Genomic DNA, 24528 nt, shown 5'->3' on the forward strand with positions numbered 1-24528 from the left:
CCCTCTCCTCAGATCTTCTGCGGGACGACTTGGAAGTACACGGCCGTGATGACGAAGTTGACGACGAAGAGCAGCATGAAGGTGATGACGACGCTCTGGTTCACCGCGTCGCCGACGCCCTTGGGACCACCGCCCGCGTTGAGCCCCTTGTAGGCCGCGACGACGGCCGCGATGGCACCGAAGATCAGGGCCTTGATCTCGGCGGTCCAGAGGTCGGGCAGCTGGGCCAGCGCGGTGAAGCTCGCGATGTACGCGCCCGGTGTGCCGCCCTGGACGATGACGTTGAAGACGTAGCCGCCGACGACGCCGACGACCGACACGAGCCCGTTGAGCAGGACCGCGACGAGCATCGAGGCGAGCACGCGCGGCACGACGAGGCGCTGGATCGGGCTGATACCGAGCACCTCCATCGCATCGATCTCCTCGCGGATCTTGCGCGAGCCGAGGTCGGCGCAGATGGCCGAGCCACCCGCGCCGGCGATGAGCAGCGCTGTGACGATGGGGCTGGCCTCGCGCAGCACGGCGAGGACGCTAGCCGCGCCGGTGTAGGACTGGGCGCCGAGCTGACGGGTCAGGGTGCCGAGCTGGAGGGCGATGACCGCGCCGAACGGGATGGAGACGAGGGCGGTCGGCAGGATCGTCACGCTCGCGATGAACCACGCCTGCTGGATGAACTCCTTGACCTGGAACGGGCGCTTGGGCAGGGCCCGGAACACGTCGAGGGCGAGCGCGAAGAGCGAGCCGGACTGGCGCAGGGCGCCCGTGAGGGGTGCGGCCACGTCAGCTCACCCCCGCCCGGACACCGGGGATGCCGGCGTTGCGCGACTCGAAGGAGCCGGGGGGCGGGGTGATGCCGTTGTCGCGGCACCAGCCGCCGGCGGGCCGCTCCGCGCGACGCGGCTTGCCGTCGCTCGTCGGGAGCTGGAGGGCGATCGGCGGCAGGGGCGGCAGCTCCTGACCGGACTCGGCGGCCAGCTCGTCGGCGTCCTTCTCCTCCGACATGCCGATCGGGCCGATCGTCTGTGCGTTGAGGAACTGCCGCACGACGGGCTCCTCCGAGCTGAGCAACATCTCGCGCGGCCCGAACATCGCGAGGTGCTTGTGGTAGAGCAGGCCGATGTTGTCGGGCACCGTCCGGGCCGTGTTGATGTCGTGCGTGACGATGAGGAACGTCGCGTCGATCTGCGCGTTGAGGTCGACGAAGAGCTGGTTGATGTAGCTCGTGCGCACCGGGTCGAGACCGGAGTCCGGCTCGTCGATGAGGAGGATCTCGGGGTCCAGAACGAGCGCCCGGGCCAGTCCGGCGCGCTTGCGCATGCCGCCTGAGATCTCTCCCGGGAGCTTGCCCTCGGCACCGGACAGACCGACGAGGTCCATCTTCTCGGTCACGATGCGCTTGATCTCGGCCTCGGTCTTCTTCGTGTGCTCGCGCAGCGGGAAGGCGACGTTGTCGTAGAGGGTCATCGACCCGAACAGGGCGCCGTCCTGGAAGAGGACGCCGAAGAGCTTGCGCACCTCGTAGAGGTCGGCCTCGCGCAGGCGGGTCAGGTCACGTCCGTTGATGACGATCGACCCGGCATCGGGCTTGAGCAGGCCGACGAGCGTCTTGAGGAACACGGACTTGCCGGTGCCCGAGGGCCCGAGCATGACCGAGATCTCTCCCGCGGGAAGCGTGAGGGTCACGTCCCGCCAGATCGTCTGCGAACCGAAGGTCTTGGTCAGACCTTGCACCGCGATCTCCACACCCATGTGGCATCCACCTATGTCTTCCTGGCCGTCTCGACTCGGCTACGGGGGAAACGAGGGCGCCGGGCGGAAGTTACGCGCCAGTCGGGTTCTCCCGGCCAGGCGGCTCCCCCACGGTTAACCTGTGCGAGTCATGTGGAGCCAGGAGGATGCATGCGCGCAGAACTGCGGCCGTCACAGGTCGCACCGGGGGCTCTGCTCGAGGTCGAGGGCAGCACGTACCGCGTCGTCGGGACCGTCCGGTTCGACCTCGGCGGCACTCGGTGGGGCGAGCACTGCATCACCTCGTCGGGGCCGCGGGAGTGGCTCTCGCTGCAGCCGCGCGGCGCCGGGTGCGTCATCCACTGGCGGACTCGGGATGACCTCTTCGGCGACCCGAAGCACGGGGCCATGAGTCTCGACGGCCGCGACTGGACGCTGCTCGAGGCCGGGTCGCTCACCTACACGGCCGAGGGTGACACGGGTCTCGGCGTCCGGGGCACGTGCGATTTCGTCGAGTTCGTCGCGACGGACTCATCCGATGCCGTCCTCGTCTACGAGAGCTTCGACGGCGGCATGTGGGAGATCAGTGTCGGTCGACTCGCCGACCCGGCACGCGTGCGCGGCTACCGCGAGGTCGCCGGCGACTGACCTCCGTCGTGCGTGGCCGTGACCTCGTGGGTCACGACGTCCCCGTCGACGCGCAGGGTGACCGCAGCGACGCGGTCGGCCCCCTCGAGGTCCGCGAGGCGGGCGAGCAGGTCGGCGATCCGGCCGAAGGTCTCGGGGCTGGGCACGGGTGCCCGGCCGTCGGCGTTGCCCGACAGCCCCGTCAGTCGGTGGTCGGCGTCCATCGTCAGGGCTGCGGTCATCCGCTGGACCGGCGCGCCCCGCTGCTCCTCGACGCCGCGGCGCAGGGTCGTCGCCAGCTCGTCGAGCAGCCCGTCGAGCCGCGTGGGGGGCGTATGCCGTCCGCCCGCCGCTGCGTCCGACGTGACCGACGGGGTCGACGGGGTCGGCGGGGTCGGCGGGGTCGGCTCCGTGGCGGGGTCGGTGACCGGCTCGTCCATGGGATCGGTGACGGGCGTCGCGGGGGCCTCGGTGGCCGGCTCTGCCGTGGCTCGCGGGGCGTGGCCCTCGCTGAGGAAGCCGATCGCGGCGAACTGGATCTTGGCGAAGTCGACCTCGGCGTCGCGGGCCAGCGAGTTGTCGATGACGTAGGCGAGGTTGACGGCGAGGTCGGCCATGCCCGGGTGCAGCTGCTGGCCGACGAAGCGCGCACACAGCAGCAGCGCGTGCACACGCACCATGGTCCGGCCCTTGCGGTCCTGCACCTGCTGCTCTGGCTCAACGCGACGCAGGTCGAACCCGTCGCGGGGGTAGAAGTGCAGCGGGCGTTCGAGGACGAGCAGCGAGTAGTCCGGCCGGTCAGAGCCCGGCATGAGCCGGTACAGCTCGCCGTTGAGCGGCAGCTGCCACTCCAGCTCGGGCGGCGCGCTGTCGAAGCGCGTCACGTACACCAGGGGCCCGTAGCGTCCTGTCGGACTCGAGGCGTCGGTCGTCGGTCTCGAGGCGTCGGCCATCGGGCCCGCCGTCGGGGTCGGAGGCGCCGTGCGGATCGAGGCGGTCAGTGCCCCGAGAGGGCTGGTTGCCGCAGCAGGGCCGGGCGCGGCGGCCGGGCTGTGCGCTTGGGCGGGCACCGTCGGCGCCGCTGCCACCTCGGGCGCGTCGGGGTCAACGGGGGGCGCCTGCTCGGCGGCGGTGTCCGCACCGTCGTCAGCAGCGGGCCTGAAGGTGCGCGACAGCCATCCCATGCGGGCAAACCTACCGGGGCCCATCGGCGGATCGCGGGACGGCGTACGCCATCTCCTCGACCGGGACGCCCGCGCCCACCGGTCGTGGTTACGGTGGACCGGTGACGACAGTGAGCAAGGACGCTCCCGACCTGCGCGCCCTCGAGGGGCTCGCCGAGTCCCTGACGCCCGGCGCGTTGCTGACCGACCCCGACAGCGTGGCGGCCTACCGCTTCGACTACACGGCTGACGCCGGAGCCGGTGTGCCGCTCGCGGTGGTCCGCGCGACGAGCGCCGCCGACGTGCAGGCCMCCGTGCGCTGGGCCGGGGAGCACGAGGTCCCCGTCGTGCCCCGCGGTGCCGGCAGCGGGCTCTCAGGGGGCTCGAACGCCGTCGACGGCTGCATCGTGCTGAGTCTCGAGCGGATGCGGACCGTCGAGATCGACCCGACCACGCGCACGGCGGTCGTCGAGGCCGGAGCCCTCAACGCCGAGGTCAAGCAGGCGGCCGCCGAGCACGGGCTCTGGTACCCGCCCGACCCGTCGTCCTTCGAGATCTGCTCGATCGGCGGCAACGTCGCGACGAACGCGGGCGGCCTGTGCTGCGTCAAGTACGGCGTGACGACCGACTACGTGCTCGGCCTCGACGTCGTCCTCGCGGACGGGACGCTCGTGCACCTCGGCGGCCAGCGCGTCAAGGACACCGCAGGCCTCTCGCTCGTCAAGCTCTTCGTGGGCAGCGAGGGGACTCTGGGCGTCGTGACCCGGGCGACGCTACGTCTCGTCCCCGCGCAGGCGCCGCCCGCCACCCTCGTGGCCACCTTCGACACCGTCGAGGACGCCGCGCGGGTGGTCGTCGCCATCGGCAACACCCTCCGCGCGTCGATGATGGAACTCATGGACCGGGCGTCGGTCAACGCCGTCGAGGACCACCGCAGCATGGGGCTCGACCGCGAGGCCGGTGCCATGCTGCTCGCGCAGTCCGACGCCCCCGGCGCGGCCCGCGGCGAGGAGATCGCCGTGATGGAGCGGCTGTGCAGGGATGGCGGCGCGCGCGAGTGCTTCACGACGACGGATGCCGCCGAGGGCGAGATGTTCGTCGCGGCCCGCAGAGCCGCCATCGTCGCCATCGAGCGGCGAGGTGCGATCATGCTCGAGGACGTCGGCGTGCCGGTGCCGCGCCTCCCCGACCTGCTGACCGGCATCGCCGACATCTCACGCAGATACGACCTCGAGATCCCCGTCGTGGCCCACGCCGGCGACGGCAACACGCACCCCGTCATCGTCTATCCGCCGGGCGACACGGACGCCGGTTCCCGTGCGGCACAGGCCTTCTCGGAGGTCATGAGCCTCGCGATCGGGCTCGGCGGCACCATCACCGGCGAGCACGGCGTCGGCCGGCTCAAGCGCGCGGCCCTGCCCGAGCAGCTCGGGCCCGACGTCATGGCCCTCACCCACCGCATCAAGAACGCCCTCGACCCGCAGGGCATCCTCAACCCCGGAGCAGGATTCTGATGACCGCGACCCCGCCCGTCACGACCCGCCGCCCGATCGCCGACCGGCACCTCTTCGGTCCCGGTCCGTGCAACCCCTACCCCGAGGCGACCCTCGCCCTCGCAGCACCTCTGCTCGGACACCTCGACCCCGACTTCCTCGCGATCATGGACGAGACGTGCGACCTGCTCCGGTACGCCTGGGGCACCGACAACCGCCGCACCCTCCCACTCTCGGCCACCGGGTCAGCGGGCATGGAGGCCGCCTTCGTCAACACCGTCTCCCCCGGCGACGTCGTCGTCGTGGCGGTCAACGGGCTCTTCGGTGAGCGCATGGTCGACGTCGCGGGCCGTCACGGCGCCGAGGTGGTCCGCGTCGACCACGAGTGGGGCACACCCGTCGATGCCGAGAGGGTCGCCGCCGCCCACCCCGCACCGAAGATCATCGCCGCAGTCCATGCCGAGACGTCCACCGGCGTCCGCTCCGACGTCGCCGCCCTCGGCGCGGTCAAGGGCGACGCCCTGCTGCTCGTCGACGCGGTCACCAGCATCGGCGGGATCGAGCTGCGCGCCGACGACTGGGGCATCGACATCGGCTACGCCGGCACCCAGAAGTGCCTGGGCGTCGCGCCCGGCCTCGCTCCCTTCACCATCAGCGACCGCGCCTTCGAGCGCCGCGTCGAGAAGCCGTCGTCCTGGTACCTCGACCTCGGCCTGCTCGGCGGCTACGTCGGTGAGGCCTCTGGCTCGGGCAAGCGCACCTACCACCACACGGCGCCGACCGCGATGGTCGCGAGCCTCCATGCAGGCCTCCAGCGCATCGCCGACGAGGGCCTCGAGAAGGTCTGGGACCGCCACGCCGAGGCCGGCCGCCTCCTCCAGTACGGCCTCGAGGAGATGGGCCTCGCCCTCTTCGCCGCCGAGGGCTCCCGCCTGCCCGAGCTGACGACGGTCCGCGTGCCCGACGGGGTCGACTCAGCCGCCGTCCGCGCCTACCTGCTCGAGCGCCACAACCTCGAGATCGGCGCCGGCGTGGGCGAGTTCGCTTCCACCGTCTGGCGCATCGGCCTGATGGGCCACAACGCGCGCCCCGACCGCGTCGCCCTCGTCCTCGCCGCCCTGAAGGACGCCATGGCCCACGCCGCCTGACGCAGCCCCCCGTTCGAGGGGCGCGGGGCGTGGCGGTGGTCGCGGCATCGACGGCGGGCGCTGACGCTGGGAGCGAGCGTGCCGGCATACGCCCCGCCGACGCTCCACGCCGCGAGCGCCGTCGCGCCGCACGACCGCCCAACCAGCAACCCCCGCAAACCGGGACAGCGAAAGGCGGGCCCGACCGTGTGGTCGGACCCGCCTTCGCGGTAGAGCAGTGATCCCGGCAGAGCCGGGTCAGATCACTTGAGCTCGACGGACGCGCCGGCGCCCTCGAGCTGCTCCTTGGCCTTCTCGGCCGCAGCCTTGTCGACACCCTCGAGGACGGGCTTGGGGGCGCCGTCAACGAGGTCCTTGGCCTCCTTGAGGCCGAGGCTCGTGAGCGCGCGGACCTCCTTGATGACCTGGATCTTCTTCTCGCCCGCGGCGGTGAGAACGACGTCGAACGAGTCCTTCTCCTCCTCCTCGACGGCGGCAGCGCCGCCACCGGCAGCGGCGGCAACCGCGGCAACGGGGGCAGCAGCGGTGACCTCGAAGGTCTCCTCGAACTGCTTCACGAACTCGGAGAGCTCGATGAGGGTCATCTCCTTGAAAGCGTCAAGGAGCTCGTCGGTGCTGAGCTTCGCCATGGTGGCTTCCTTCCTAGATATTGCCGTGAGTGGCGTGTTGTTGAATCGAGCTGGTGCGCAGGAGCGCAATCAGCTCTCGTCGCCACCCTCGGCGACGTCGGTGGTTGCCTCGGCGGCCGGAGCGGCCTCCGTGGCGGGACCCTGCGCCTCGACCTTCTGGCGCAGGGCGTCGACCACGCGGGCCGTCTGCGACAGAGGAGCGACGAAGAGGTAGGCGGCCTTGTTGAGGGAGCCCTTCATGGCGCCCGCAAGCTTGGCCAGGAGAACCTCGCGGGACTCGAGGTCCGCGAGCTTCGTGATCTCCTCGGGAGACAAGGTCTTGCCGTCGAGGACGCCAGCCTTGATCACGAGGAGGGGGTGTGCCTTGGCGAAGTCACGCAGACCCTTGGCCGCCTCGACCGGGTCACCGGTGATGAAGGCGATGGCCGAGGGGCCCTGGAGGTGACCGTCGAAGGCCGTGATACCGGCCTCCTTGGCGGCGCGCTCCGTGAGCGTGTTCTTGACCACGGCGTAGGTGGCGTGTTCCCGGATCGAGGTGCGCAGCTGCGAGAGCTGGGCCACGGTCAGACCGCGGTACTCGGTGAGAACGGCCGCACCGGACTCACGGAACTTGTCCGCGATCTCGGCAATGGCAGCCGTCTTCTCGGAGTTCGCCATCTGGGCCTCCTTCCCTTGCGTGGTGCCGCCTGTCGAAGGGGCCCGGAGGGCCTGCACGAAAACAGCCCCGGCGCAGGGCGCTCGGGGCTCGCAGCGACATACTCGAGGTATGCCGTGAGGCTGAGTGTCCTGCGCTGGTTGCCCGCATCGTGCGGAACCTTCGGGAGATCGTGGTTGCCCACGCCCTCCAACCGGCGGTCATTGGTCGTGGACCACAGTACGGGCTGGACCGCTGCGGACCAAATCGAGCCCGGGCCCTGTCGGCGGGTCCGACGCACGATCCCCCACCACACCGGGTACGTGACCTAGCGTGACCCCCATGGCGAGTGGCAGCGCAGTCCGCCGCCCGACCCCGTCACGGCGGCAGGCGATCCGCCGCCGCCGGACGTGGGCGGGTCTGGCCGTCGTGCTGTGCGTGGCTGCCGACCTCTGGGTCGTGACGTCGGCCGGCGCCGACGAGCCGGTCCCCGAGGGCGCGGTCTCACGTGCCGCGCGGGTCTCCCTGACGGCCGGCACGGCACCCGCGGTCCCCATCGACCAGGTCGAGCGAGTGCCCGAGGCCGCGACGGACTCGCAGGTCGACGGCTCCGCCTCGACGGGTGCGACCGGTGCGGCAGGCACCACGGGCTCGACGTCGTCGGACGACGCGGTGGCCGCCGGGAAGAACGACGGCAAGGACGACGGCAAAGACGACAAGGGCGCGGTCGTCCAGGCTGGGTCCGGGAGGTTCACGGTCGTGGCCATGCCCGCGGCCGCCCTGCGCCCGACCCCCCCGAGCGGCCGCACGGTGCGCTACACCGTGGAGCTCGAAGGTGGTCTCGACATCAAGGCCGCGGACCTGGCCACCACGGTGGGGAGCGTGCTGACCGATCCGCGGGGCTGGCAGGCGAAGGACGGCGTCCGCTTCGTCAACGTCTCCCCCGCCGCAGCCGCCAAGGGTGCCGCGGTCGACCTGCGCATCTCGCTCGCGAGCCCCGACACGACCGACCGGCTCTGCGCGCCGCTGCAGACCCGCGGCCAGGTCAGCTGCCACAACTCCGGGCGGGTGGTGCTCAACCTGCGACGGTGGGTCCTCGGCGCGGAGGCCTACGGCACCGACATCGCCGGCTACCGCACCTACCTCGTCAACCACGAGGTCGGCCACGGCATCGGGCACGCGCACGCCTACTGCGGCGGCTCGGGCAAGGTGGCCCCGGTCATGATGCAGCAGACCTACGGCCTCAAGGGCTGCACGGCGTGGCCCTGGCCGACCCCCAAGCCGGCCTGACCTCCCACGTCGCGGCCGGCATATGCCCTCTCTCCCCCAAATGACGGGCCGCGGTCGGTGATGCCGACCGCGGCCTCGTCACGATGGGTGCCGCCTCAGAGCAGCGAGCTCGCGGAGTAGCCGACCCGGACGACGGAGCCCGTCGGCAGCGAGCCCAGCACGCGGTCGGTGACGACCTCGATCATGACGACCTCGACCGACGTCGCGGTGCGGGTCACCTTGTGCAGGGTGACCCGGCCGAGCCCCTGCACGGTCACGACCGTGTTGGGCTTGACCGTCGAGGTGATGGAGGGCAGACCGGTGATGCGCAGCCCGACGAACCGCGAGGCGTCGGTGGTCACCGGGGTGGCGCCCGCGCTCGACTGGGCCGCCGAGGTCTCGGCGACGATCGTGTCGGCGCTGATGAGGCCGTTCAGCACGCGGGGCGCACCGATGGTGCTCTTCACCTGGCTGCGACGGGACGTGGCCGTGATGGTGGAGATGACGTCTGTCGTCGTCGTGCCGGTCGACACGACCCCCGGCACCCCTGCCGTGGCCACCGTCGCACGTCCCGAGCCTCCGGTGCACGGGGGGTACGCGAGAGCGGTCCGGCTCGAGGACACGGCGCCGTCGGCGAGGTTGGCCGACGTGGCGTAGCCCATGCCGGAGACGAGCCCGACCACCGGTCGCGACAAGGAGGTATTGGCGACCCCGACGTCGATGCGTGACCCGACCGGCAGGCCGAGGGAGTTCTGTGCGGTGATGACGACCCGCAGGGCCGTCGTGCTGACTCGCCAGTCGTTGCCGGAGAACGCCTTCGTCTGCGTGTTGAGGTAGACCGTGGCGAGAGCGGCCCCGGCCGAGGTCCGCAGCGGGATCGCCGAGTTCGGAGCCGGGTTCGCATTGAGGGCACGCCCGCCGATCTTGAGGCCGATCAGCTCGGCGCGGTTGCCGCCGCTGTAGACGCCTGACGTGCTCAACGTCGCCGTGCTGGCCCCGGTGACGGCATCGGCTCGGACGAGCCCGCCGAGGAGGTTGACCGCCCCCGTGGTCGCCGTGGCACGGCTGATCTTGTAGGTCGTCGTCGTCGAGGTCGCGGCCGAGGTGCGCGTCGCCCCCACCGACCCGGCCGTCGGGACGGTGACTGCCGCCGTGGATCCCGTGGCCGTGTGGCCGAAGGCAGTCGTGCAGCCGATCGAGGCGAGAGCCGTGGGCCCGGAACGCACGAGGCCCCCGACCACGACGTAGGTGCCGTAGGCGAGGGCCGAGACTCCGGTCGCCGGCGGTGCTGCGGATGCCGGTGCGGCACCGAGGGGCGCGGCCATCGTGGAGATGGCCGCTGCTGCGAGGATCGCCGTGAGTTTCCTGTTCATGGTCGTGCTCCTGTCATCGATGCCCTGCTCATCGATCCCCTGACCGATGTACTCATGTCAACGACACGGACTCTCGGCGTGTTATGGGCTGGATGCGTCAATCACAAGGTTGGTGTGGTAACGCGCTGATTGCGATTTCAAGCACCTGCCGGAGCCCTGGCACACAGGTGAGGCCGGCCCCGTCGGGACCGGCCTCACCCGTCGCGTGGGTCTCGTCGTCAGGTCAGCGGGGGTGCACGACCATGGCCGAGCCGCCGCCACGACGCGTCGTCTCCGCGGCAGCCTCGAACAGGCCCCCGCGCAGGCTGCGGATCGCCGTCACGGCACCGATCTCGTTCGGCGTGCCCGCCGATGCCAGCTTGTGGCCCATCGCCGTCAGCGCCGCACCGGTCGGACCGCTGAGGATCGCGGGCTCGGCGCCCTCGCTCGAGCCGTTGCGTGAGCTGAGGCGCGGCACCGCGATCGCGTCGACGAGCGACAGGTCGCGGTCGAGGTAGCCGAGGATCGTCTGCGACACCGACGTGATGATCGTGGCACCGCCCGGCGAACCCACCGCGAGGAAGGGCTTGCCGTCGTCGAGCAGGATCGTCGGGCTCATCGACGACCGCGGACGCTTGCCGGGGCCGGGCAGGTTCGGGTCCGGGACGCCCGGGGTCAGCGGCGTGAAGTTGAAGTCGGTGAGCTCGTTGTTGAGCAGGAACCCGTACCCGGGGACCGTGATGCCCGAGCCACCGGTCTGCTCGATGGTCAGGGTGTACGACGCGACGTTGCCCCAGCGGTCGGTGGCCGTCAGGTGCGTCGTCGACTGCCCCTCGTAGGGCTCGCTCTGCGCGACCGTGCCGGGCGTGCAGGCGGTGTAGGCACCGTCCGGCGAGCCGAACGGGATCGGACGGGCCTGGGCCTTCATCGGGTCGAAGAGGCAGGCGCGCTCTGCGGCGAAGGCAGGATCGGTCAGCTCCTTGACCGGCACGTCGGGGACGTCACCCACCCAGCGGTTGCGGTCGGCGAAGGCCGTCGCCGACGCCTCCGAGAACCGGTGCAGGTAGTCGACGTCCGACAGGTCGGACGTCGAGACGCCCGTGCGGTCCTCGTAGGCTTGGACGAGGTTGAGGATCTCGGCCACCGCGATGCCGCCCGAGCTCGGGACCGGCATGCCGTAGACGTCGTAGCCCTTGTACTGCGAGTGGATCGGGGCCTTGGTCAGGGCGCGGTAGGCGCGCAGGTCGGCCGTCGTCATCTTTCCGCCCATGACCGAGGAACCCGCCTTGGTGTGCGGCGCCCGGGACTCGGCGACGATCGCCCGTCCGAGCGCGCCGGCATACAGCGCCTCCGTGCCCTGGGTGCGCAGCGTCCGGTACGCCCTGGCCATGTCGGGGTTGGTGAAGACCGAGCCCACGGCCGGAGCCTGGCCGCCCCGCAGGAAGACCTTCGCCGTCTCGGGGAACACGGAGAAGCGTGCGGCATTGGCTGCCGTCTGGTCGGCGAACGTCTGGTCGACGACGAAGCCCGTGGCGGCGAGGCGCTCGGCCGGCTTGAGCGCCGCGTTCAGCGACAGCGTGCCGTGGTCGCGCAACGCCTTGGCCCACAGGGCGGGCGTGCCGGGCACGCCGATCGACAGCCCCGAGTTCACCACGGTGTTGAAGTCCATCGCCTTGCCCGTGGCCGGGTCGGTGAAGGTCTTGCCGGTGAACGTCGCCGGAGCCGTCTCGCGGCCGTCGATGGTCGAGAGCTTCCTGCTGCGCGCGTCGTAGTAGACGAGGAAGCCACCGCCGCCGATGCCGGCGCTGTAGGGCTCCGTGACGCCGAGCGCCGCTGCGGTCGCGACCGCAGCGTCAGCTGCGTTGCCCCCGCGGGCCAGGACGTCGATGCCGACCTGCGAGGCGTCGCGGTCGACCGAGCCGACGGCACCCCCGGAGCCCGTCATGACGGGGACCTTCGGTAGCGGGGTGGGCTGGCCGTGCCAGCCGCGGTCGGCCGCTGCGGCGGCGGGCGCGACCGCCGGCTGCGCGCCGGCCGTGGCCGGCAACAGGGAGAGAGGGAGCCCGACGACGAGAGCGCCGAGGACCCATCGGGAACGTGTCGTGGTGCATATGCTGTGACGACTCATCTTTCGACCGTACCCGCGCAAACGCCGCAGATCGCCCCGAGAACCCCGCCGATCCGAGGTCTGGGACAGGTGTGACCACGAGGTCACTCGACTGGGACGGGGCGCTCACTCGAGTGAGCGAATGGCGTCGGCGCCCGGAGCGCCCCCAGCCAGGACGGTCGGAGACGCACGAGAGCCCGCCACCCCCGGAAGGGTGACGGGCTCTGCGTCGGGTGCGTCAGGCGGTCAGGCCTGGTCCTCCTCGGCGAGGAGGTTGCGCGTCTTGGAGAAGTCGAGCGGGATGCCCGGGCCCATCGTCGTGGAGACGGTGGCCTTCTCGATGTAGCGGCCCTTGGAGCTGGCCGGCTTCAGACGCAGGATCTCCTCGAGGGCAGCGGCGTAGTTCTCGACGAGCTTCGTCTCGTCGAAGGAGGCCTTGCCGATGATGAAGTGGAGGTTCGCGTGCTTGTCGACGCGGAACTCGATCTTGCCGCCCTTGATGTCGGCGACGGCCTTGGCGACGTCCATCGTCACGGTGCCGGTCTTCGGGTTCGGCATGAGACCACGCGGGCCGAGGACCTTGCCGAGACGACCGACCTTGCCCATGAGGTCAGGCGTGGCGACGACCGCGTCGAAGTCGAGCCAGCCGCCCTGGACCTTCTCGAGCAGGTCGTCGGAGCCGACGTGGTCGGCGCCGGCCTCACGGGCGGCCTCGGCCTTGTCGCCGTTGGCGAAGACGAGGACGCGGGCGGTCTTGCCCGTTCCGTGCGGCAGGTTGACCGTGCCGCGGACGGCCTGGTCGGCCTTGCGGGGGTCGACACCGAGGCGCATGGCGACCTCGACGGTCTCGTCGTACTTGGCCTTGGCGGTCTGCTTGGCGACGCGGACGGCCTCGAGCGGGGCGTAGACCTTGCCGGGCGTGACGAGCTCGGCGGCTGCGCGGTAGTTCTTGCTGCGCTTCATGACTGCTCCTGCTTTCTTCGTGGAGTCGTGGTGCGACCGTGCGCTGGTCTCCCACGGGACCTCACGGCCGTATGCCGTGTGGCCCGGTCCGGGGGTACCCGCCCTCACGCGGAGGGCGGGCGTCCCGGCGTCTGGTGACGCGAGCTCGTCAGAGCTCGGTGTCGATGCCCATCGAGCGGGCGGTGCCGGCGATGATGCGCGCCGCCATCTCCTCGTCGTGGGCGTTGAGGTCTTCCATCTTCTGACGGGCGATCTCGAGGACCTGGTCGCGCGAGAGCTTGGCGACCTTGGTCTTGTGCGGCTCGCCCGAGCCCTTGGCGACGCCGGCGGCCTTCTTGATGAGCTCGGCGGCCGGCGGGGTCTTCGTCACGAAGGTGAACGAGCGGTCCTCGTAGACCGTGATCTCGACCGGGATGACGTTGCCGCGCTGGGACTCCGTCGCGGCGTTGTACGCCTTGACGAACTCCATGATGTTGACGCCGTGCTGACCGAGGGCGGGGCCGACGGGCGGGGCGGGGGTGGCCTGACCGGCCTGGATCTGCAGCTTGATGAAGCCGGAGACCTTCTTCTTGGGGGGCATGGATGCCTACCTTCTGTGTTGCTGGGCCGACGCCTTGGGCGATGACCCGGTTGCATGTCCTCGTGCGGTCAGCCGCACGAGGTCGTACGACCCTCGATCAGATCTTGGCGACCTGGGCGAAGGAGAGCTCGACCGGGGTCTCCCGGCCGAAGATGGAGACGAGCACCTTGAGCTTCTGGGTGTCGGGGTTGATCTCGGAGATCGTCGCGGGAAGGGTCTCGAACGGGCCCTCCATGACGGTGACGGACTCGCCGACCTCGAAGTCGACGACCCGCACGTCCTTGCCGGCGCTCGAGCTCGACGACGCGCCGGAGCCGTCGGCGGCCGCAGCGGCCTCGAAGTTCGGGGCGAGCATCGTGAAGACCTCGTCGATCGACAGCGGCACCGGCTGGTGGGCGTTGCCGACGAACCCGGTGACGCCGGGCGTGTGGCGCACGGCGCCCCAGCTCTCGTCGGTGAGCTCCATGCGGACGAGGACGTAGCCGGGCATCCGGACGCGACGGACCTGCTTCTTCTGGCCGTTCTTGATCTCGGTGACCTCCTCCATGGGGACCTCGATCTCGAAGATGAAGTCCTCCATGTTGAGGGTCTGGATGCGCGTCTCGAGGTTGGCCTTCACGCGGTTCTCGTAGCCGGCGTAGGAGTGGATGACGTACCAGTCACCGAAGCGCGTGCGCAGGTCGGCCTTGAAGTCGGCGACGGGGTCGCCGCTGCCCTGGGCCACCGGCTCGTCGTCACCGGAGGTCTCGGACGTCTCGGAGTCAACGGCGGCATCGACGTCGTCGCCAGACTCGTCGTCGGTCTCCGCTTCGACGGTGTCGAGGTCGGAGTCGGTGGCGTCGTCCTCAGCACCCGACTCGACGTCGGAGGCCGAGAGGTCGTCGGTCTCGACCGCGGGGTCGACGACGTCGCTCTCGGTGCTCTCGCCGTTCGGGGCGCCCTCGTGGGCGAACTGCTCGGACACGCTCTGACCTACTTCCTTGCTCGTGGACCGGCCGTGACGGCCGGAAGTGACATCCCGGTCGGGTGCCGGTGGCTCGTGCCTCAGGTGGCCGAGCCGGTGAAGACCCAGGAGACCAGTCGGCTCAGACCGAAGTCGAGCGTTGACACGAGCGCCATCATGATCACGACGAACACGACCACGACGGTCGTGTAGCGCACGAGTTCAGGACCCGTCGGCCGCACGACCTTGCGCAGTTCGTCGAGGATCTGGCGCACGAAGAGGCTGATCGCGCCGAAGAGGCGCGATACGGGGTTGCCGCCGCGAGCCTTGTCGGCACGGCCGGACCCGCGCTTGGCGCTCGTCTCCGTCACGATTCCTTCTTTCTGCCTGGGTGTCGGCCCGCGGGCGCCACACCCGGACCGTGGAGTCCCACGTCAGGGCAGAAGCCGCGTGCCGCCTTGCACGACGACCACATCACTGGGATGCGCAGGGCAAGAGGGACTCGAACCCCCAACCGCTGGTTTTGGAGACCAGTGCTCTACCAATTGAGCTATTGCCCTTCGCCGGGGACGTTGGGTGTCCACGGCGGGACGGCATGCGTCAGCATGGCCAGCGAAGCCGTCCGAGGGACGATCATACGGGACGGATGCGCCCCAACGCGAACCGACCCGAAACCCCTCCGCGGGCCCTCCCCCGTCGCCGGCACGTGACCCTTCGGGAAGCCTTCGGGCACCTGCCGCGCCCGCGGGGGGAACCGCGCGACCCGGCATACGGACTCGGCCGCCCCACCCGGCCGCCGCAGTGGCAGGATCGAGAGGTGACGAACCCGCGCACCCCCCTCGCGTCCCTGTCCGACGACGACCTGGCCGGCTTCCTCGCCGAGCAGCGTGAAGCCTACGCGGCCCTGCAGTCGCGCGGTCTCAGGCTCGACCTGACGCGGGGCAAGCCGTCCGCCGCGCAGCTCGACCTCTCCGACGACCTCCTGCGCCTGCCGACCACGACGAAGGACCGCGCCGGGGTCGACGTGCGCAACTACGGCGGACTCGAGGGCCTCGCCGAGCTGCGCGATCTCTTCGCCGAGCTGCTCTGGGTCGAGCCCAGCCAGGTCGTCGCCGGCGGCAACTCGAGCCTGACGATGATGTACAGCACGATCGTCGACTTCCTCCTCTTCGGCGGCGTCGACTCGCCGCGGCCCTGGTCGCAGGAGGAGAAGGTCCGCTTCATCTGCCCCGTCCCCGGCTACGACCGCCACTTCTCGATGCTCGCGTCGTTCGGCATCGAGATGGTCACCGTCGACATGCACGCGGACGGCCCCGACATCGCCGCCGTCGAGGCGCTCGTCAAGGACGACCCGAGCGTCAAGGGCATCTGGATCGTCCCGACCTACGCCAACCCGTCCGGTGCCGTCGTCTCGCAGGAGATCGCCGCCCGCCTCGCGGCCATGCCTGCAGCGGCGCCCGACTTCACGATCTTCTGGGACAACGCGTACGCCTTCCACCACCTCACCGAGGACGAGGCCAAGAGCGCCGACATCCTCAGCCTCGCCGCCGCCTCCGGGCACCCGAACCGGCCGATCATGTTCGCCTCGACCTCGAAGATCACCTTCGCGGGCGCCGGAGTCGCCGTCCTCGCCGCGAGCGCGGCCAACGTCACCTGGTACCTCGGACACCTCGCGATGGGCTCCATCGGTCCCGACAAGGTCAACCACCTGCGTCACGTCGAGTTCTTCCACGACGCCGACGGCGTGCGTGCGCACATGCGCAAGCACCGCGAGATCATCGCGCCGAAGTTCGCGGCGGTCGCAGAGGCGCTGACGAACGGCCTCGCGGGGCTCGAGGTCGCCGAGTGGAGCCACCCGACCGGGGGCTACTTCGTCAACCTCGACGTGCTCGACGGGACCGCGTCCCGGGTCGTCGCGCTCGCCAAGGACGCCGGCATCGCGCTGACGCCGGCGGGCGCGTCCTTCCCGCTGGGCCACGACCCGCGCGACCGCAACATCCGCCTGGCCCCGACCTTCCCCGTGCTCGACGAGGTGCGCACGGCCATGGCCGGCGTCGCGACGTGCGTCGCCCTCGCCGCTGCCGAGAAGCTGACGCAGGACCGCGCCGCGGGGGTAGGGGCAGAGGGCGACGGCGAGACGCCGTCGGCCGGGGACGCCACGAGCCCCTCGCACACCGCCACCGAAGGAGCCTCGCGATGAGCGACCAGGATCCCAACGAGACCATCGACGACGAGCTGACGACCTACAGCGTCGACGACGAGGACCAGCTCCAGCCCGAGGACACCCTCGACGACGGTGACCTCGAGGACGTGCTCGACCGCGGCTACTCGCCCAACGACCGGCCGCAGGGCGTCACCGCCCACGGCACGACCGCCTACGAGGAGTCCGTCGACGAGACCATCGACGAGCGCATCCGCCAGGAGGTGCCGGACCCCGACTCCGCCTACGGCGCGCCCGACAACGAGAGCGGCCTCGACGGCGACCGCGTCGGTGGCGACGACCCCGACGCCATCGACGCCGAGGACGACTGGCTCGGCGACCACGAGGTGGGCGACGCCCGCGCCGGTCGCCTCGTGGCCGACGACGAGGGCGCCCACGACGACGACGAGAAGCAGGCCTGGGCCAGCGACGTCGGCGTCGACGGGGCCGGCGCGTCGGCCGAGGAGGCCGCGATGCACATCGTCGACGAGATCGCTGACGAGCCCGACGAGGACTGAGTCCCGCCCGACCCGCAGAGAGGCCACGGCCCGGCACCAGCCGCGCCGTGGCCGCTCTGCGCCGCCCGGGACCGGATGACACACTGACCCGCATGACGCGTGCGGTGCAGGACCTGCCCAAGGCGCACCTGCACCTGCACTTCACGGGCTCGATGCGCATCGACACGGTGCGAGACCTCGCCGCCCGGCACGGCATCCGCCTGCCCGACGCCCTCGTGACGGGCTGGCCGCCTCGACTCGCCCGAGCCACCGACGAGCGCGGCTGGTTCCGCTTCCAGCGCCTCTACGACGCCGCCCGGTCCTGTGTGCGCGGGGAGGACGACATGCGCCGGATCGTGCGCGAGGCCGCGGCCGACGACGCGGCCGAGGGGTCACGCTGGCTCGAGATCCAGGTCGACCCGACGTCGTACGCCCCCTTCGTCGGCGGGATCACGCCGGCGCTCGAGATCGTGCTCGACGAGGCACGCGCCGTGTCGGCCGCGGGGGACATCGGGGTCGGAGTCGTCGTCGCGGCGAGCCGCATGCGCCACCCCCTCGAGGCCCGCACGCTCGCTCGCCTCGCCGCCCACCACGCGGGCGAGGAGGCCGGCGACGTCGTCGGCTTCGGCCTGTCCAACGACGAGCGGCGCGGAGCCGTCGCCGACTTCGCGCCGGCCTTCGCCATCGCCCGCCGGGCCGGTCTGGCCCTCGTGCCGCACGGCGGCGAGCTCCTCGGCGCCCAGTCCGTCATGGAGACGCTCGAGCACCTCGCCCCGGACCGCATCGGGCACGGCGTGCGCAGCGTCGAGGACCCACAGGTGCTCGACGCCGTCGCCGAGGCCGGCGTGACCCTCGAGGTGTGCCCGGGCAGCAACGTCGCCCTCGGGGTCTACGCCGACGCGAGCGACGTCCCGTTGCGCCGGATCGTCGAGGCCGGCATCCCCGTGGCGCTCGGCGCGGACGACCCGCTCCTCTTCGGGTCCCGCCTGGCCGCGCAGTACGCCGCGGCCCGAGAACTCGGCTTCGACGACGACGGCCTCGCCGCGCTCGCCCGCGGCTCCCTCGAGGGCAGCCGGATGCCCGACCGCCTGCGCAAGGCCGCGCTCGCCGACGTTGACGCCTGGCTCGCCGGGCCGGCGTGACACCGACCACACGCAGGACCGGGTCGTAACCGGTCATAACGGGCCGCTCACCACGGAGCCGGCCTGCTCGCCCATCCCCACCGGGTTTGCTCAGGATCGGTGCGCCCGGTCATGCTGGTCGGGAGATGAAGACTTCTGCCCCCGCCACCACCCGCCCATCGACCGCCTCCGGCGCCCGTCTGCGACGACTCGCCGTGGTCGGTCTCGTCGCCCCCGTCGTCGCGCTCGCGGCGTGCAGCGGGGAGTCGCCCGTGACCGCCGACCCGACGGCGCCGGCCGGCACGACCCCGGCCGCGACGAGCACCTCGACGACGTCCACGACGACCGCAGCGCCCACCACGGCCGCGCCGACGACCGCCGCCCCGGCGAAGTACTCGACGCGCACCGTCAAGGCCGTCATCAAGGACCCTCAGCTGGGCCACACGATCACGGCCATGCGCGTCTCGCGCGGCCTGCCGTTCCCGAAGAACCAGCCCGTCGGGGCCGAGGCCTTCGAGATCGTCGGGGTCAAGGTCGAGTTCGCCGCCGGCTCTCGATACTCGGCGTCGCTCGACCCGAAGATGCTGACGCTCATCGCGACGAAGCCCAAGCAGAACGTCGCGCCCACGGCCGAGTTCGGCAAGGCGTACAAGGCCGACCCGCTGCTCACGACGAAGCGCGACGAGCGCGACCGCGGGTGGGTCTTCTTCAAGGTCGACAAGGGCACGACGACGGCCCTGCGCCTGGCCTTCAACCGGCCGGCCTACGCCGTCAGCACGACGGACAAGACCATCCCGGCCAGGACCTTCTCCGTCGTCCTGACGAAGTAGTCGCGGCCCGCGGTCTGACGCGAAAGGCTCCGGTTCCCAAGGGAACCGGAGCCTTTGCCGGGTGATCGAGCGCTCGCCGGAACTGCTCTCAGAGCTGGTCGCCGACGATGACCGGCTCGTTGACAAGCGTCACGCCGAAGGTGTCGCGCACCCCGTCGCGTACCTGCCGGGCGAGGGCGAGGACGTCCGCGGTGGTGGCACCGCCCCGGTTGGTCACGGCCAAGGTGTGCTTCGTGGACAGCGCCGCAGGCGCCGGCAGGCCGAAGCCCTTGGCGAAGCCGGCGTGGTCAATGAGCCACGCGGCGCTCGTCTTGACCCGGCCGTCGGGCTCGGGGAAGCGCGGAGGCGTCGGCCCCTCCCACCCGAGCCGCTCCCCCACGCGCTCGACGAGGTCGTCGAACTCGTGGCGGCTGAGGATCGGGTTGGTGAAGAACGACCCGCACGACCACGTGTCGGGGTCGGCGTCGTCGAGCACCATGCCGCGGGACCGGCGCTGCGCGAGGACGGCCTCACGGGCGTCCTGGAGGGGCACGCGCGTGCCGAGCTCGACCCCGAGACCCTTCGCCAGGGCGGCATACGCCACCGGGCGGCTGAGGTCGGCGACCTCGAACTGGAACACCACGTCGAGCACGACGTAGCGCGAGTGCCCCTTGAAGCGCGAGTGGCGGTAGGTGAAGGCGCAGTCGGCGTTCATGAAGGTGCGCACGGTCTGCTCCTGCCGGTCCCACGTGCGCACCTGCGCGACCGTCTGCGAGACGTCCTGGCCGTAGGCGCCGACGTTCTGGATGGGCGTGGCCCCGGTGAGGCCGGGTATGCCGCTCAGCCCCTCGACGCCCGCCCATCCCTGCACGACGGCGTGGGCCACGACGTCGTCCCACACCTCGCCGGCGGCCACCCGGACGACGGCTCCGCCGCAGTAGTCGGCGGACTCGGGCGTGATGCCCGACGTGGCGACGCGCACGACCGTGCCCTCGAAGCCGTCGTCCGAGACGAGGAGGTTGGAGCCGCCCGAGACGACGAGCAGCGGCTCGTCGGCGTCGTCGACCTCACGGACCGCGTCGACGAGCTCGTCGGTGGTCGTGGCCGTGACGACGCGCGCGGCCGGGCCACCGACCCGCATCGTCGTGAGGGTCGAGAGGAGGACGTCGTGTTGCTCCTGCACGCGGTGGACCGGCCGGCTCAGTCGAGGACCGCGACGGCGAGCGCCCGGCCGAGGACCTTCTCGCCGGCCGCGGTGGCGGTCAGCTCGACGGTGACCCGCTTCGTCTCGGGGTCGACGGACTTGACGACGCCCGAGACCTCGATGTCGGCGCCGGCGTCGTAGGGCACGACGACGGGGCGGGTGAAGCGCACGCCGTACTCGACGACGCGGCCGGCGTCGCCCACCCAGGCGGTGACGAGCGTGACCGCCGAGCCCATCGTGAACATGCCGTGAGCGATGACGTCGGGCAGCCCGACCGCCTTGGCGAAGGGCTCGTCCCAGTGGATGCGGTTGCGGTCGAGGGAGGCGCCGGCGTACTGGACCAGGCGCGCCCGGTCGACGTGGACGGTCGTCGCGGGCAGCGCGTCACCGACGGAGACCTCGGAGAAGGACCGCACGGCCGCCGGCGTCGTGCTCGGAGTGCTCGGAGTGCTCGGAGTGGTGCTCATCACTCGCCCCCTCGGATGACGATGGTCGACGTGGCCGTGCAGACGGCCTCACCCGCCTCGGTGGCGAGCTCGGTGCGGGTCGTGACCATGGCGTGGCCGCCGGCCTCGCGGACGGTGTCGACGTGGAGCGTGCCGACGACGGCGTCGCCGGCGGTCAGGGGGCGGTGGTGGACGAAGCGCTGCTCGCCGTGCACGACGCGGGAGAAGTCGATGCCGGCCTCGGGGTCGCGGATCAGCTGGCCGTCGCACTGCTGGGCGATGAGGACCGCGAACGTCGGAGGCGCGATGACGTCGGCGTAGCCGCGGGCCCGGGCGACCTCGGCGTCGACGTGCACCGGGTCGGCCGAGCCGACGGCCTCGGCGAACTCACGGATCTTGGCGGCACTGACCCGATAGGTCTCGGTGGGCGGGTAGACCCGGCCCTGGAAGTCTGAGTTCACCGGCATACGGGCAGCCTATCGACCGCTGCCGACCGGCGCCCGCGCCGCCCGGTGGGCGTCCGGGAACGACGACGCTCCCCCGGCCGATGGCCGAGGGAGCGTCGAGGAACGCGATGGTTCAGCGGGTCTCGCGGTGCTCCGTGTGCTTGCCGCACTTCGGGCAGAACTTGTTCATGGCGAGACGGTCGGGGTTGTTCCGACGGTTCTTCTTGGTGATGTAGTTGCGGTCCTTGCAGTCCACACACGCCATCGTGATCTTCGGACGGACGTCGCTGCTCTTGCTGGCCACGGCAACCTGCTCTTTCGGGAACGTACTTTGGGTGTTCGGTCGTCTTGCGACGGGTGTCGCGCGGCGCGTCACGCGTTCCGGGCGGCATCCCGGGGTGACACGCAGGCGCGACGTCCAAGGCTACGCGACACCCCGATGATTCGAGAAATCGAACCGGGTGCGCGCGGAAGTGGTAGCGGGAGCGGGGCTCGATCCCGCGACCTCACGATTATGAGTCGTGCGCTCTAACCAGCTGAGCTACCCCGCCATGGGCTGTCGTCCCCCGGCCCGCCGCAGAAGCGACGAGGCCGGGAACCGACCGACCAGAGCCCCAATAGGGAATCGAACCCTAGACCTTTTCCTTACCATGGAAACGCTCTGCCGACTGAGCTATTGGGGCGCGGCCGACACCGAGAAACGTTGCGAGAACGTCTTCAGGACGACCTGTTGTGCGACGGTGAGACTACACGGTCGGCGGCGCGGATACGAAATCGAGCAGATGACCGACGGCCGGCGTCCCAACTGGGAGGATCAGGGCATGAGCGGTCTCATCGACGGCCAGCACGACCCGGGTCCGGCCACCGAACCGCCGGACCCACCGGTCGGGTCCGGGGGCCCACCGCCCGGCACCGACGTCGGTGACGTGGACACCCGCCTGGTCGACGTCCAGGTGCGCTTCGACCGGCGCAGCGTGTGGCGCGCGGGCTGGCTCGCGGTCGCCATCGTCGCGATCGCCGCCCTCGGCAAGTTCGTCATCGACGACGGCGGCTCGGTCATCTTCACCCTCATCATGGCCATGCTCGCCTCGATCGCGATGGAGCCGGCCGTCGCACGGCTCTCGCGCCGGATGCGGCGCGGCATGGCGACCATGATCGTCATGCTCGGCGTGCTCGTCTTCTGCATCGTCTTCATGCTCGCCTTCGGCAACCTGCTGGCCGACCAGCTGGCCACCTTCGTCGCCTCGATCCCCTCGCTCGTCCAGAGTGCGACGACGTGGGCCAACGAGACCTTCGGCGTCGAGCTCAGCCCCGACAAGCTGCTGGCCCAGTTCACGAGCGACGTCGGCGGCCTGAGCACCCTGGCCGGCAGCGTGGCCGGCGGCCTCATCGGTGCCGTCGCCACCGTGCTCGGCGCCTTCTTCTCGTCGATCACCTTCTTCTTCTTCACCTTCTACTTCTCCGCCGACAGCCTGCGCCTGCGTCGCTGGGTCGCCCAGCTCGCCCCGCCGCGCCAGCAGGCGGTCATCGGGGTGGCGTGGGACCTCGCGGTGATCAAGACCGGCGGCTACGTGTCGGCCCGGCTCGTGCTCGCCGGGATCTGCGGCGGACTGTCAAGCCTGTTCATGCTCATCATCGGCATGGACTACTGGCTGGCCCTCGGCATCTGGACCGGGCTCGTGGCCCAGTTCGTGCCGACCATCGGGACCTACATCGCGATCGCGCTGCCGGTCTTCGTCGGCCTCGTCGGACCGGAGCCGTGGCAGGGGCTGGCGCTGCTCGGCTTCGCCCTCGTCTACCAGCAGATCGAGAACGTGACGATCGAGCCGCGCATCTCGGCCGACGCCGTCGACGTGCATCCCGCGGTGTCCTTCGCAGCCGTGATGTTCGGCGCGGCGCTCTTCGGCGTCTCGGGGGCCTTCGTGGCGGTGCCCGTGGCCGCGCTGATGCTCGCCCTCTTCGACATCTACTCGCGCAAGTACGAGCTGCTCCCCCAGCTCGCCGCGCCGCAGCCCGGTGAGCGCCAGAAGGCCGATCACCAGCACGCGTCCTTCACGGCCCGCCTCCCGGTGCTGCCCGGGGCCCGGGCGAAGGCACCCGAGCCGCCGACGCCCGCGGCGGTGCCGGAGCCCACGGGTCTGCGCGCGACGCTGCGCCACTGGTTCTCCCGGCACGACACGTCGGGCCCGGAGACGTAGCCCGCACCCGAGGCCCTGACGGCCGCTGTCACTCCCCGTCGTGCGCGTCGTGGGCGTCCAGCGCCTGCTGGGCCGTCGCCTCCTCCGCCTCACGGCGACTGCGTATGCCGCCCGCCTCGTCGAGCTCACCCGTGACCTTCTCGAGCCGGGACCTCGCCGTCGCGAGCCGCCGCTCGAGGTCGGCGATGCCCTCCGTGACCTCCTCCTGGCGAGCCGTGAGGACCGCCACCTGTCGGTCGGCGGACCGCAGGTCGGCCCGTGCGGTCTCGAGTGTCGACTGGAGTCGGGCCCGCTCGGCGGCGCGCCGGCTGCGTCGTCGTTCCTCGAGGTCGACGGCGTCCCCTCCTCCCCCGCCGGGCAGAACCGAGAGCGACCGTCGGGCGCGGTCGGGCGCGGACGACCCGAGCTCCTCGGGGTCCGTGATGGCGACGACGTCGGCCACGTCGACCGAGCCGAAACCCGAGTAGCTGAGCGCCTTGACGAGCGCGCCCGTGAGGACCGAGGCCTCGGCGTCCTCGTCGGCGATGAGCGCGGTCAGCGTCTCGCGCACCTCCTGGGCCGCACCGGCGCCGAGCTTCTGGCCGTCCTCGGCCGCGACCTCTGCGATGCGGTCGGCCAGGGCGTCGACGCGGATGGCGCGCTCCCGGCCGAGCAACCGCAGCTGGTCGGCGTCGAGGGTGCGCTGGGCCTCACGGAGCAGCTCGGCGAACGACCGGAGCTCCTCGAGCTCGTCCGCGTGCTCGCGCACGAAGTGGTTCACCGCCCAGGCGGCGAGGGTCGGCTTGCGCAGGGCACCCACCGAGGCGGCGAGGTCCTTCTCGCCCGCGGACCTCGCCTGGGCCACCAGTTCGGAACGGAGCGGGGTGAAGCGAGCGGGCGGGGCGGCATACAGCTGCTCGACGGCGGCGCGCAGGTGCAGGATCACCTCTGCATCCTCCCGCAAACCCGCTGGTGCGGCCCGCGCGGGACGG

At 71.3% G+C, this 24528-nt stretch carries 25 protein-coding genes and 3 tRNA genes; 9 read left to right on the top strand and 19 right to left on the bottom strand.

Annotated elements, in window-relative coordinates:
• Positions 1 to 8: 8 nt before the first annotated feature.
• The gene (locus tag AB4Y83_RS04180; protein WP_056752740.1) at positions 9 to 779 is read right to left on the bottom strand and encodes an MlaE family ABC transporter permease; all 771 of its coding nucleotides are present in this window, start codon (positions 777 to 779) and stop codon (positions 9 to 11) included.
• Position 780: 1 nt separating this feature from the next.
• A complete protein-coding gene (locus AB4Y83_RS04185; RefSeq protein WP_056771142.1) occupies positions 781 to 1749 on the bottom strand; it encodes an ABC transporter ATP-binding protein in 969 nt (322 codons plus the stop codon).
• A gap of 150 nt (positions 1750 to 1899) precedes the next feature.
• Between AB4Y83_RS04185 and AB4Y83_RS04190 the strand changes: the two genes are divergently transcribed.
• Positions 1900 to 2376 carry a DUF4178 domain-containing protein gene (locus tag AB4Y83_RS04190; RefSeq protein WP_442296100.1) on the top strand — a complete coding sequence of 159 codons (477 nt, stop codon included), beginning with the start codon at positions 1900 to 1902 and terminating at the stop codon, positions 2374 to 2376.
• Here the strand turns inward: AB4Y83_RS04190 and AB4Y83_RS04195 are convergent.
• A complete protein-coding gene (locus tag AB4Y83_RS04195) occupies positions 2352 to 3539 on the bottom strand; it encodes a hypothetical protein (protein ID WP_442296101.1) in 1188 nt (395 codons plus the stop codon). The two genes, AB4Y83_RS04190 and AB4Y83_RS04195, sit on opposite strands and share 25 nt — an antisense overlap.
• 101 nt (positions 3540 to 3640) lie before the next feature.
• Between AB4Y83_RS04195 and AB4Y83_RS04200 the strand changes: the two genes are divergently transcribed.
• Together AB4Y83_RS04200 and AB4Y83_RS04205 are read left to right on the top strand one after the other, a co-directional pair.
• On the top strand, positions 3641 to 5032 hold the full coding sequence (locus tag AB4Y83_RS04200) for an FAD-binding oxidoreductase (RefSeq protein WP_442296102.1): 1392 nt from the start codon (positions 3641 to 3643) through the stop codon (positions 5030 to 5032).
• Positions 5032 to 6159 carry a pyridoxal-phosphate-dependent aminotransferase family protein gene (locus AB4Y83_RS04205; RefSeq protein ID WP_442275225.1) on the top strand — a complete coding sequence of 376 codons (1128 nt, stop codon included), beginning with the start codon at positions 5032 to 5034 and terminating at the stop codon, positions 6157 to 6159. The genes AB4Y83_RS04200 and AB4Y83_RS04205 overlap by 1 nt, the downstream gene beginning before the upstream one ends.
• A 242-nt stretch (positions 6160 to 6401) precedes the next feature.
• Here the strand turns inward: AB4Y83_RS04205 and rplL are convergent, their stop codons facing one another.
• A complete protein-coding gene (gene rplL, locus AB4Y83_RS04210) occupies positions 6402 to 6788 on the bottom strand; it encodes a 50S ribosomal protein L7/L12 (protein WP_056771157.1) in 387 nt (128 codons plus the stop codon).
• Between the two features lie 69 nt (positions 6789 to 6857).
• Complete coding sequence (gene rplJ, locus AB4Y83_RS04215) at positions 6858 to 7445, bottom strand: 50S ribosomal protein L10 (RefSeq protein ID WP_056771162.1); 588 nt, start codon at positions 7443 to 7445, stop codon at positions 6858 to 6860.
• A gap of 319 nt (positions 7446 to 7764) precedes the next feature.
• Here rplJ and AB4Y83_RS04220 point away from each other — a divergent pair, with 319 nt between their 5' ends.
• Complete coding sequence (locus tag AB4Y83_RS04220) at positions 7765 to 8712, top strand: DUF3152 domain-containing protein (protein ID WP_442275226.1); 948 nt, start codon at positions 7765 to 7767, stop codon at positions 8710 to 8712.
• A gap of 95 nt (positions 8713 to 8807) precedes the next feature.
• Here AB4Y83_RS04220 and AB4Y83_RS04225 read toward each other — a convergent pair whose 3' ends face one another.
• From AB4Y83_RS04225 to AB4Y83_RS04255, 7 genes are all read right to left on the bottom strand, one after another.
• Positions 8808 to 10064: a choice-of-anchor P family protein gene (locus AB4Y83_RS04225; RefSeq protein WP_442296103.1), complete on the bottom strand. Its 1257-nt coding sequence runs from the start codon at positions 10062 to 10064 to the stop codon at positions 8808 to 8810.
• Positions 10065 to 10287: 223 nt separating this feature from the next.
• Positions 10288 to 12171: a gamma-glutamyltransferase gene (ggt, locus tag AB4Y83_RS04230; protein ID WP_442296104.1), complete on the bottom strand. Its 1884-nt coding sequence runs from the start codon at positions 12169 to 12171 to the stop codon at positions 10288 to 10290.
• Positions 12172 to 12396: 225 nt separating this feature from the next.
• Positions 12397 to 13113, bottom strand: a complete 717-nt coding sequence (rplA, locus tag AB4Y83_RS04235; protein WP_056771168.1) for a 50S ribosomal protein L1 — start codon at positions 13111 to 13113, stop codon at positions 12397 to 12399.
• A gap of 148 nt (positions 13114 to 13261) precedes the next feature.
• Entirely contained in the window at positions 13262 to 13693 is a 432-nt protein-coding gene (gene rplK, locus AB4Y83_RS04240; RefSeq protein ID WP_147066061.1) for a 50S ribosomal protein L11, read from the bottom strand.
• A gap of 97 nt (positions 13694 to 13790) precedes the next feature.
• Positions 13791 to 14657, bottom strand: a complete 867-nt coding sequence (nusG, locus tag AB4Y83_RS04245) for a transcription termination/antitermination protein NusG (protein ID WP_442296105.1) — start codon at positions 14655 to 14657, stop codon at positions 13791 to 13793.
• Positions 14658 to 14737: 80 nt separating this feature from the next.
• On the bottom strand, positions 14738 to 15007 hold the full coding sequence (gene secE / locus AB4Y83_RS04250; RefSeq protein ID WP_056752708.1) for a preprotein translocase subunit SecE: 270 nt from the start codon (positions 15005 to 15007) through the stop codon (positions 14738 to 14740).
• A gap of 116 nt (positions 15008 to 15123) precedes the next feature.
• A tRNA-Trp gene (locus tag AB4Y83_RS04255) sits at positions 15124 to 15196 on the bottom strand.
• A gap of 257 nt (positions 15197 to 15453) precedes the next feature.
• Between AB4Y83_RS04255 and AB4Y83_RS04260 the strand changes: the two genes are divergently transcribed.
• The 4 genes from AB4Y83_RS04260 to AB4Y83_RS04275 all read left to right on the top strand — a co-directional run bounded on the left by AB4Y83_RS04260 (position 15454) and on the right by AB4Y83_RS04275 (position 19284).
• Complete coding sequence (locus tag AB4Y83_RS04260) at positions 15454 to 16836, top strand: aminotransferase class I/II-fold pyridoxal phosphate-dependent enzyme (protein WP_442296106.1); 1383 nt, start codon at positions 15454 to 15456, stop codon at positions 16834 to 16836.
• A complete protein-coding gene (locus AB4Y83_RS04265) occupies positions 16833 to 17354 on the top strand; it encodes a DUF5709 domain-containing protein (protein WP_056771184.1) in 522 nt (173 codons plus the stop codon). The genes AB4Y83_RS04260 and AB4Y83_RS04265 overlap by 4 nt, the downstream gene beginning before the upstream one ends.
• Positions 17355 to 17446: 92 nt before the next feature.
• Entirely contained in the window at positions 17447 to 18475 is a 1029-nt protein-coding gene (locus AB4Y83_RS04270) for an adenosine deaminase (RefSeq protein ID WP_442296107.1), read from the top strand.
• A 125-nt stretch (positions 18476 to 18600) separates the two neighbouring features.
• The gene (locus tag AB4Y83_RS04275) at positions 18601 to 19284 is read left to right on the top strand and encodes a hypothetical protein (RefSeq protein WP_442296108.1); all 684 of its coding nucleotides are present in this window, start codon (positions 18601 to 18603) and stop codon (positions 19282 to 19284) included.
• 88 nt (positions 19285 to 19372) lie between these two features.
• Here AB4Y83_RS04275 and AB4Y83_RS04280 read toward each other — a convergent pair whose 3' ends face one another.
• From AB4Y83_RS04280 to AB4Y83_RS04305, 6 genes are all read right to left on the bottom strand, one after another.
• Entirely contained in the window at positions 19373 to 20446 is a 1074-nt protein-coding gene (locus AB4Y83_RS04280) for a UDP-N-acetylmuramate dehydrogenase (RefSeq protein ID WP_442296109.1), read from the bottom strand.
• A 17-nt stretch (positions 20447 to 20463) separates the two neighbouring features.
• Complete coding sequence (locus tag AB4Y83_RS04285; protein ID WP_056822143.1) at positions 20464 to 20934, bottom strand: MaoC/PaaZ C-terminal domain-containing protein; 471 nt, start codon at positions 20932 to 20934, stop codon at positions 20464 to 20466.
• Positions 20934 to 21380, bottom strand: coding sequence for an FAS1-like dehydratase domain-containing protein (locus tag AB4Y83_RS04290; RefSeq protein WP_442275234.1), 447 nt, complete (start codon positions 21378 to 21380; stop codon positions 20934 to 20936). Before AB4Y83_RS04290 ends, AB4Y83_RS04285 begins: the two co-directional genes overlap by 1 nt.
• Positions 21381 to 21492: 112 nt before the next feature.
• A complete protein-coding gene (rpmG, locus tag AB4Y83_RS04295) occupies positions 21493 to 21663 on the bottom strand; it encodes a 50S ribosomal protein L33 (protein WP_020143294.1) in 171 nt (56 codons plus the stop codon).
• A 170-nt stretch (positions 21664 to 21833) separates the two neighbouring features.
• Positions 21834 to 21910, bottom strand: a tRNA-Met gene (locus tag AB4Y83_RS04300).
• Positions 21911 to 21969: 59 nt separating this feature from the next.
• A tRNA-Thr gene (locus AB4Y83_RS04305) sits at positions 21970 to 22042 on the bottom strand.
• Positions 22043 to 22180: 138 nt separating this feature from the next.
• Between AB4Y83_RS04305 and AB4Y83_RS04310 the strand changes: the two genes are divergently transcribed.
• Positions 22181 to 23557 carry an AI-2E family transporter gene (locus AB4Y83_RS04310; RefSeq protein ID WP_442296110.1) on the top strand — a complete coding sequence of 459 codons (1377 nt, stop codon included), beginning with the start codon at positions 22181 to 22183 and terminating at the stop codon, positions 23555 to 23557.
• Positions 23558 to 23585: 28 nt separating this feature from the next.
• Here AB4Y83_RS04310 and AB4Y83_RS04315 read toward each other — a convergent pair whose 3' ends face one another.
• Positions 23586 to 24482 (bottom strand): hypothetical protein, encoded by an 897-nt coding sequence (locus tag AB4Y83_RS04315; RefSeq protein ID WP_442296111.1) that lies wholly within the window; start codon positions 24480 to 24482, stop codon positions 23586 to 23588.
• Positions 24483 to 24528 lie beyond the last annotated feature (46 nt).

Source organism: Terrabacter sp. RAF57 (genome assembly GCF_052113925.1).
Lineage (GTDB): Bacteria > Actinomycetota > Actinomycetes > Actinomycetales > Dermatophilaceae > Terrabacter.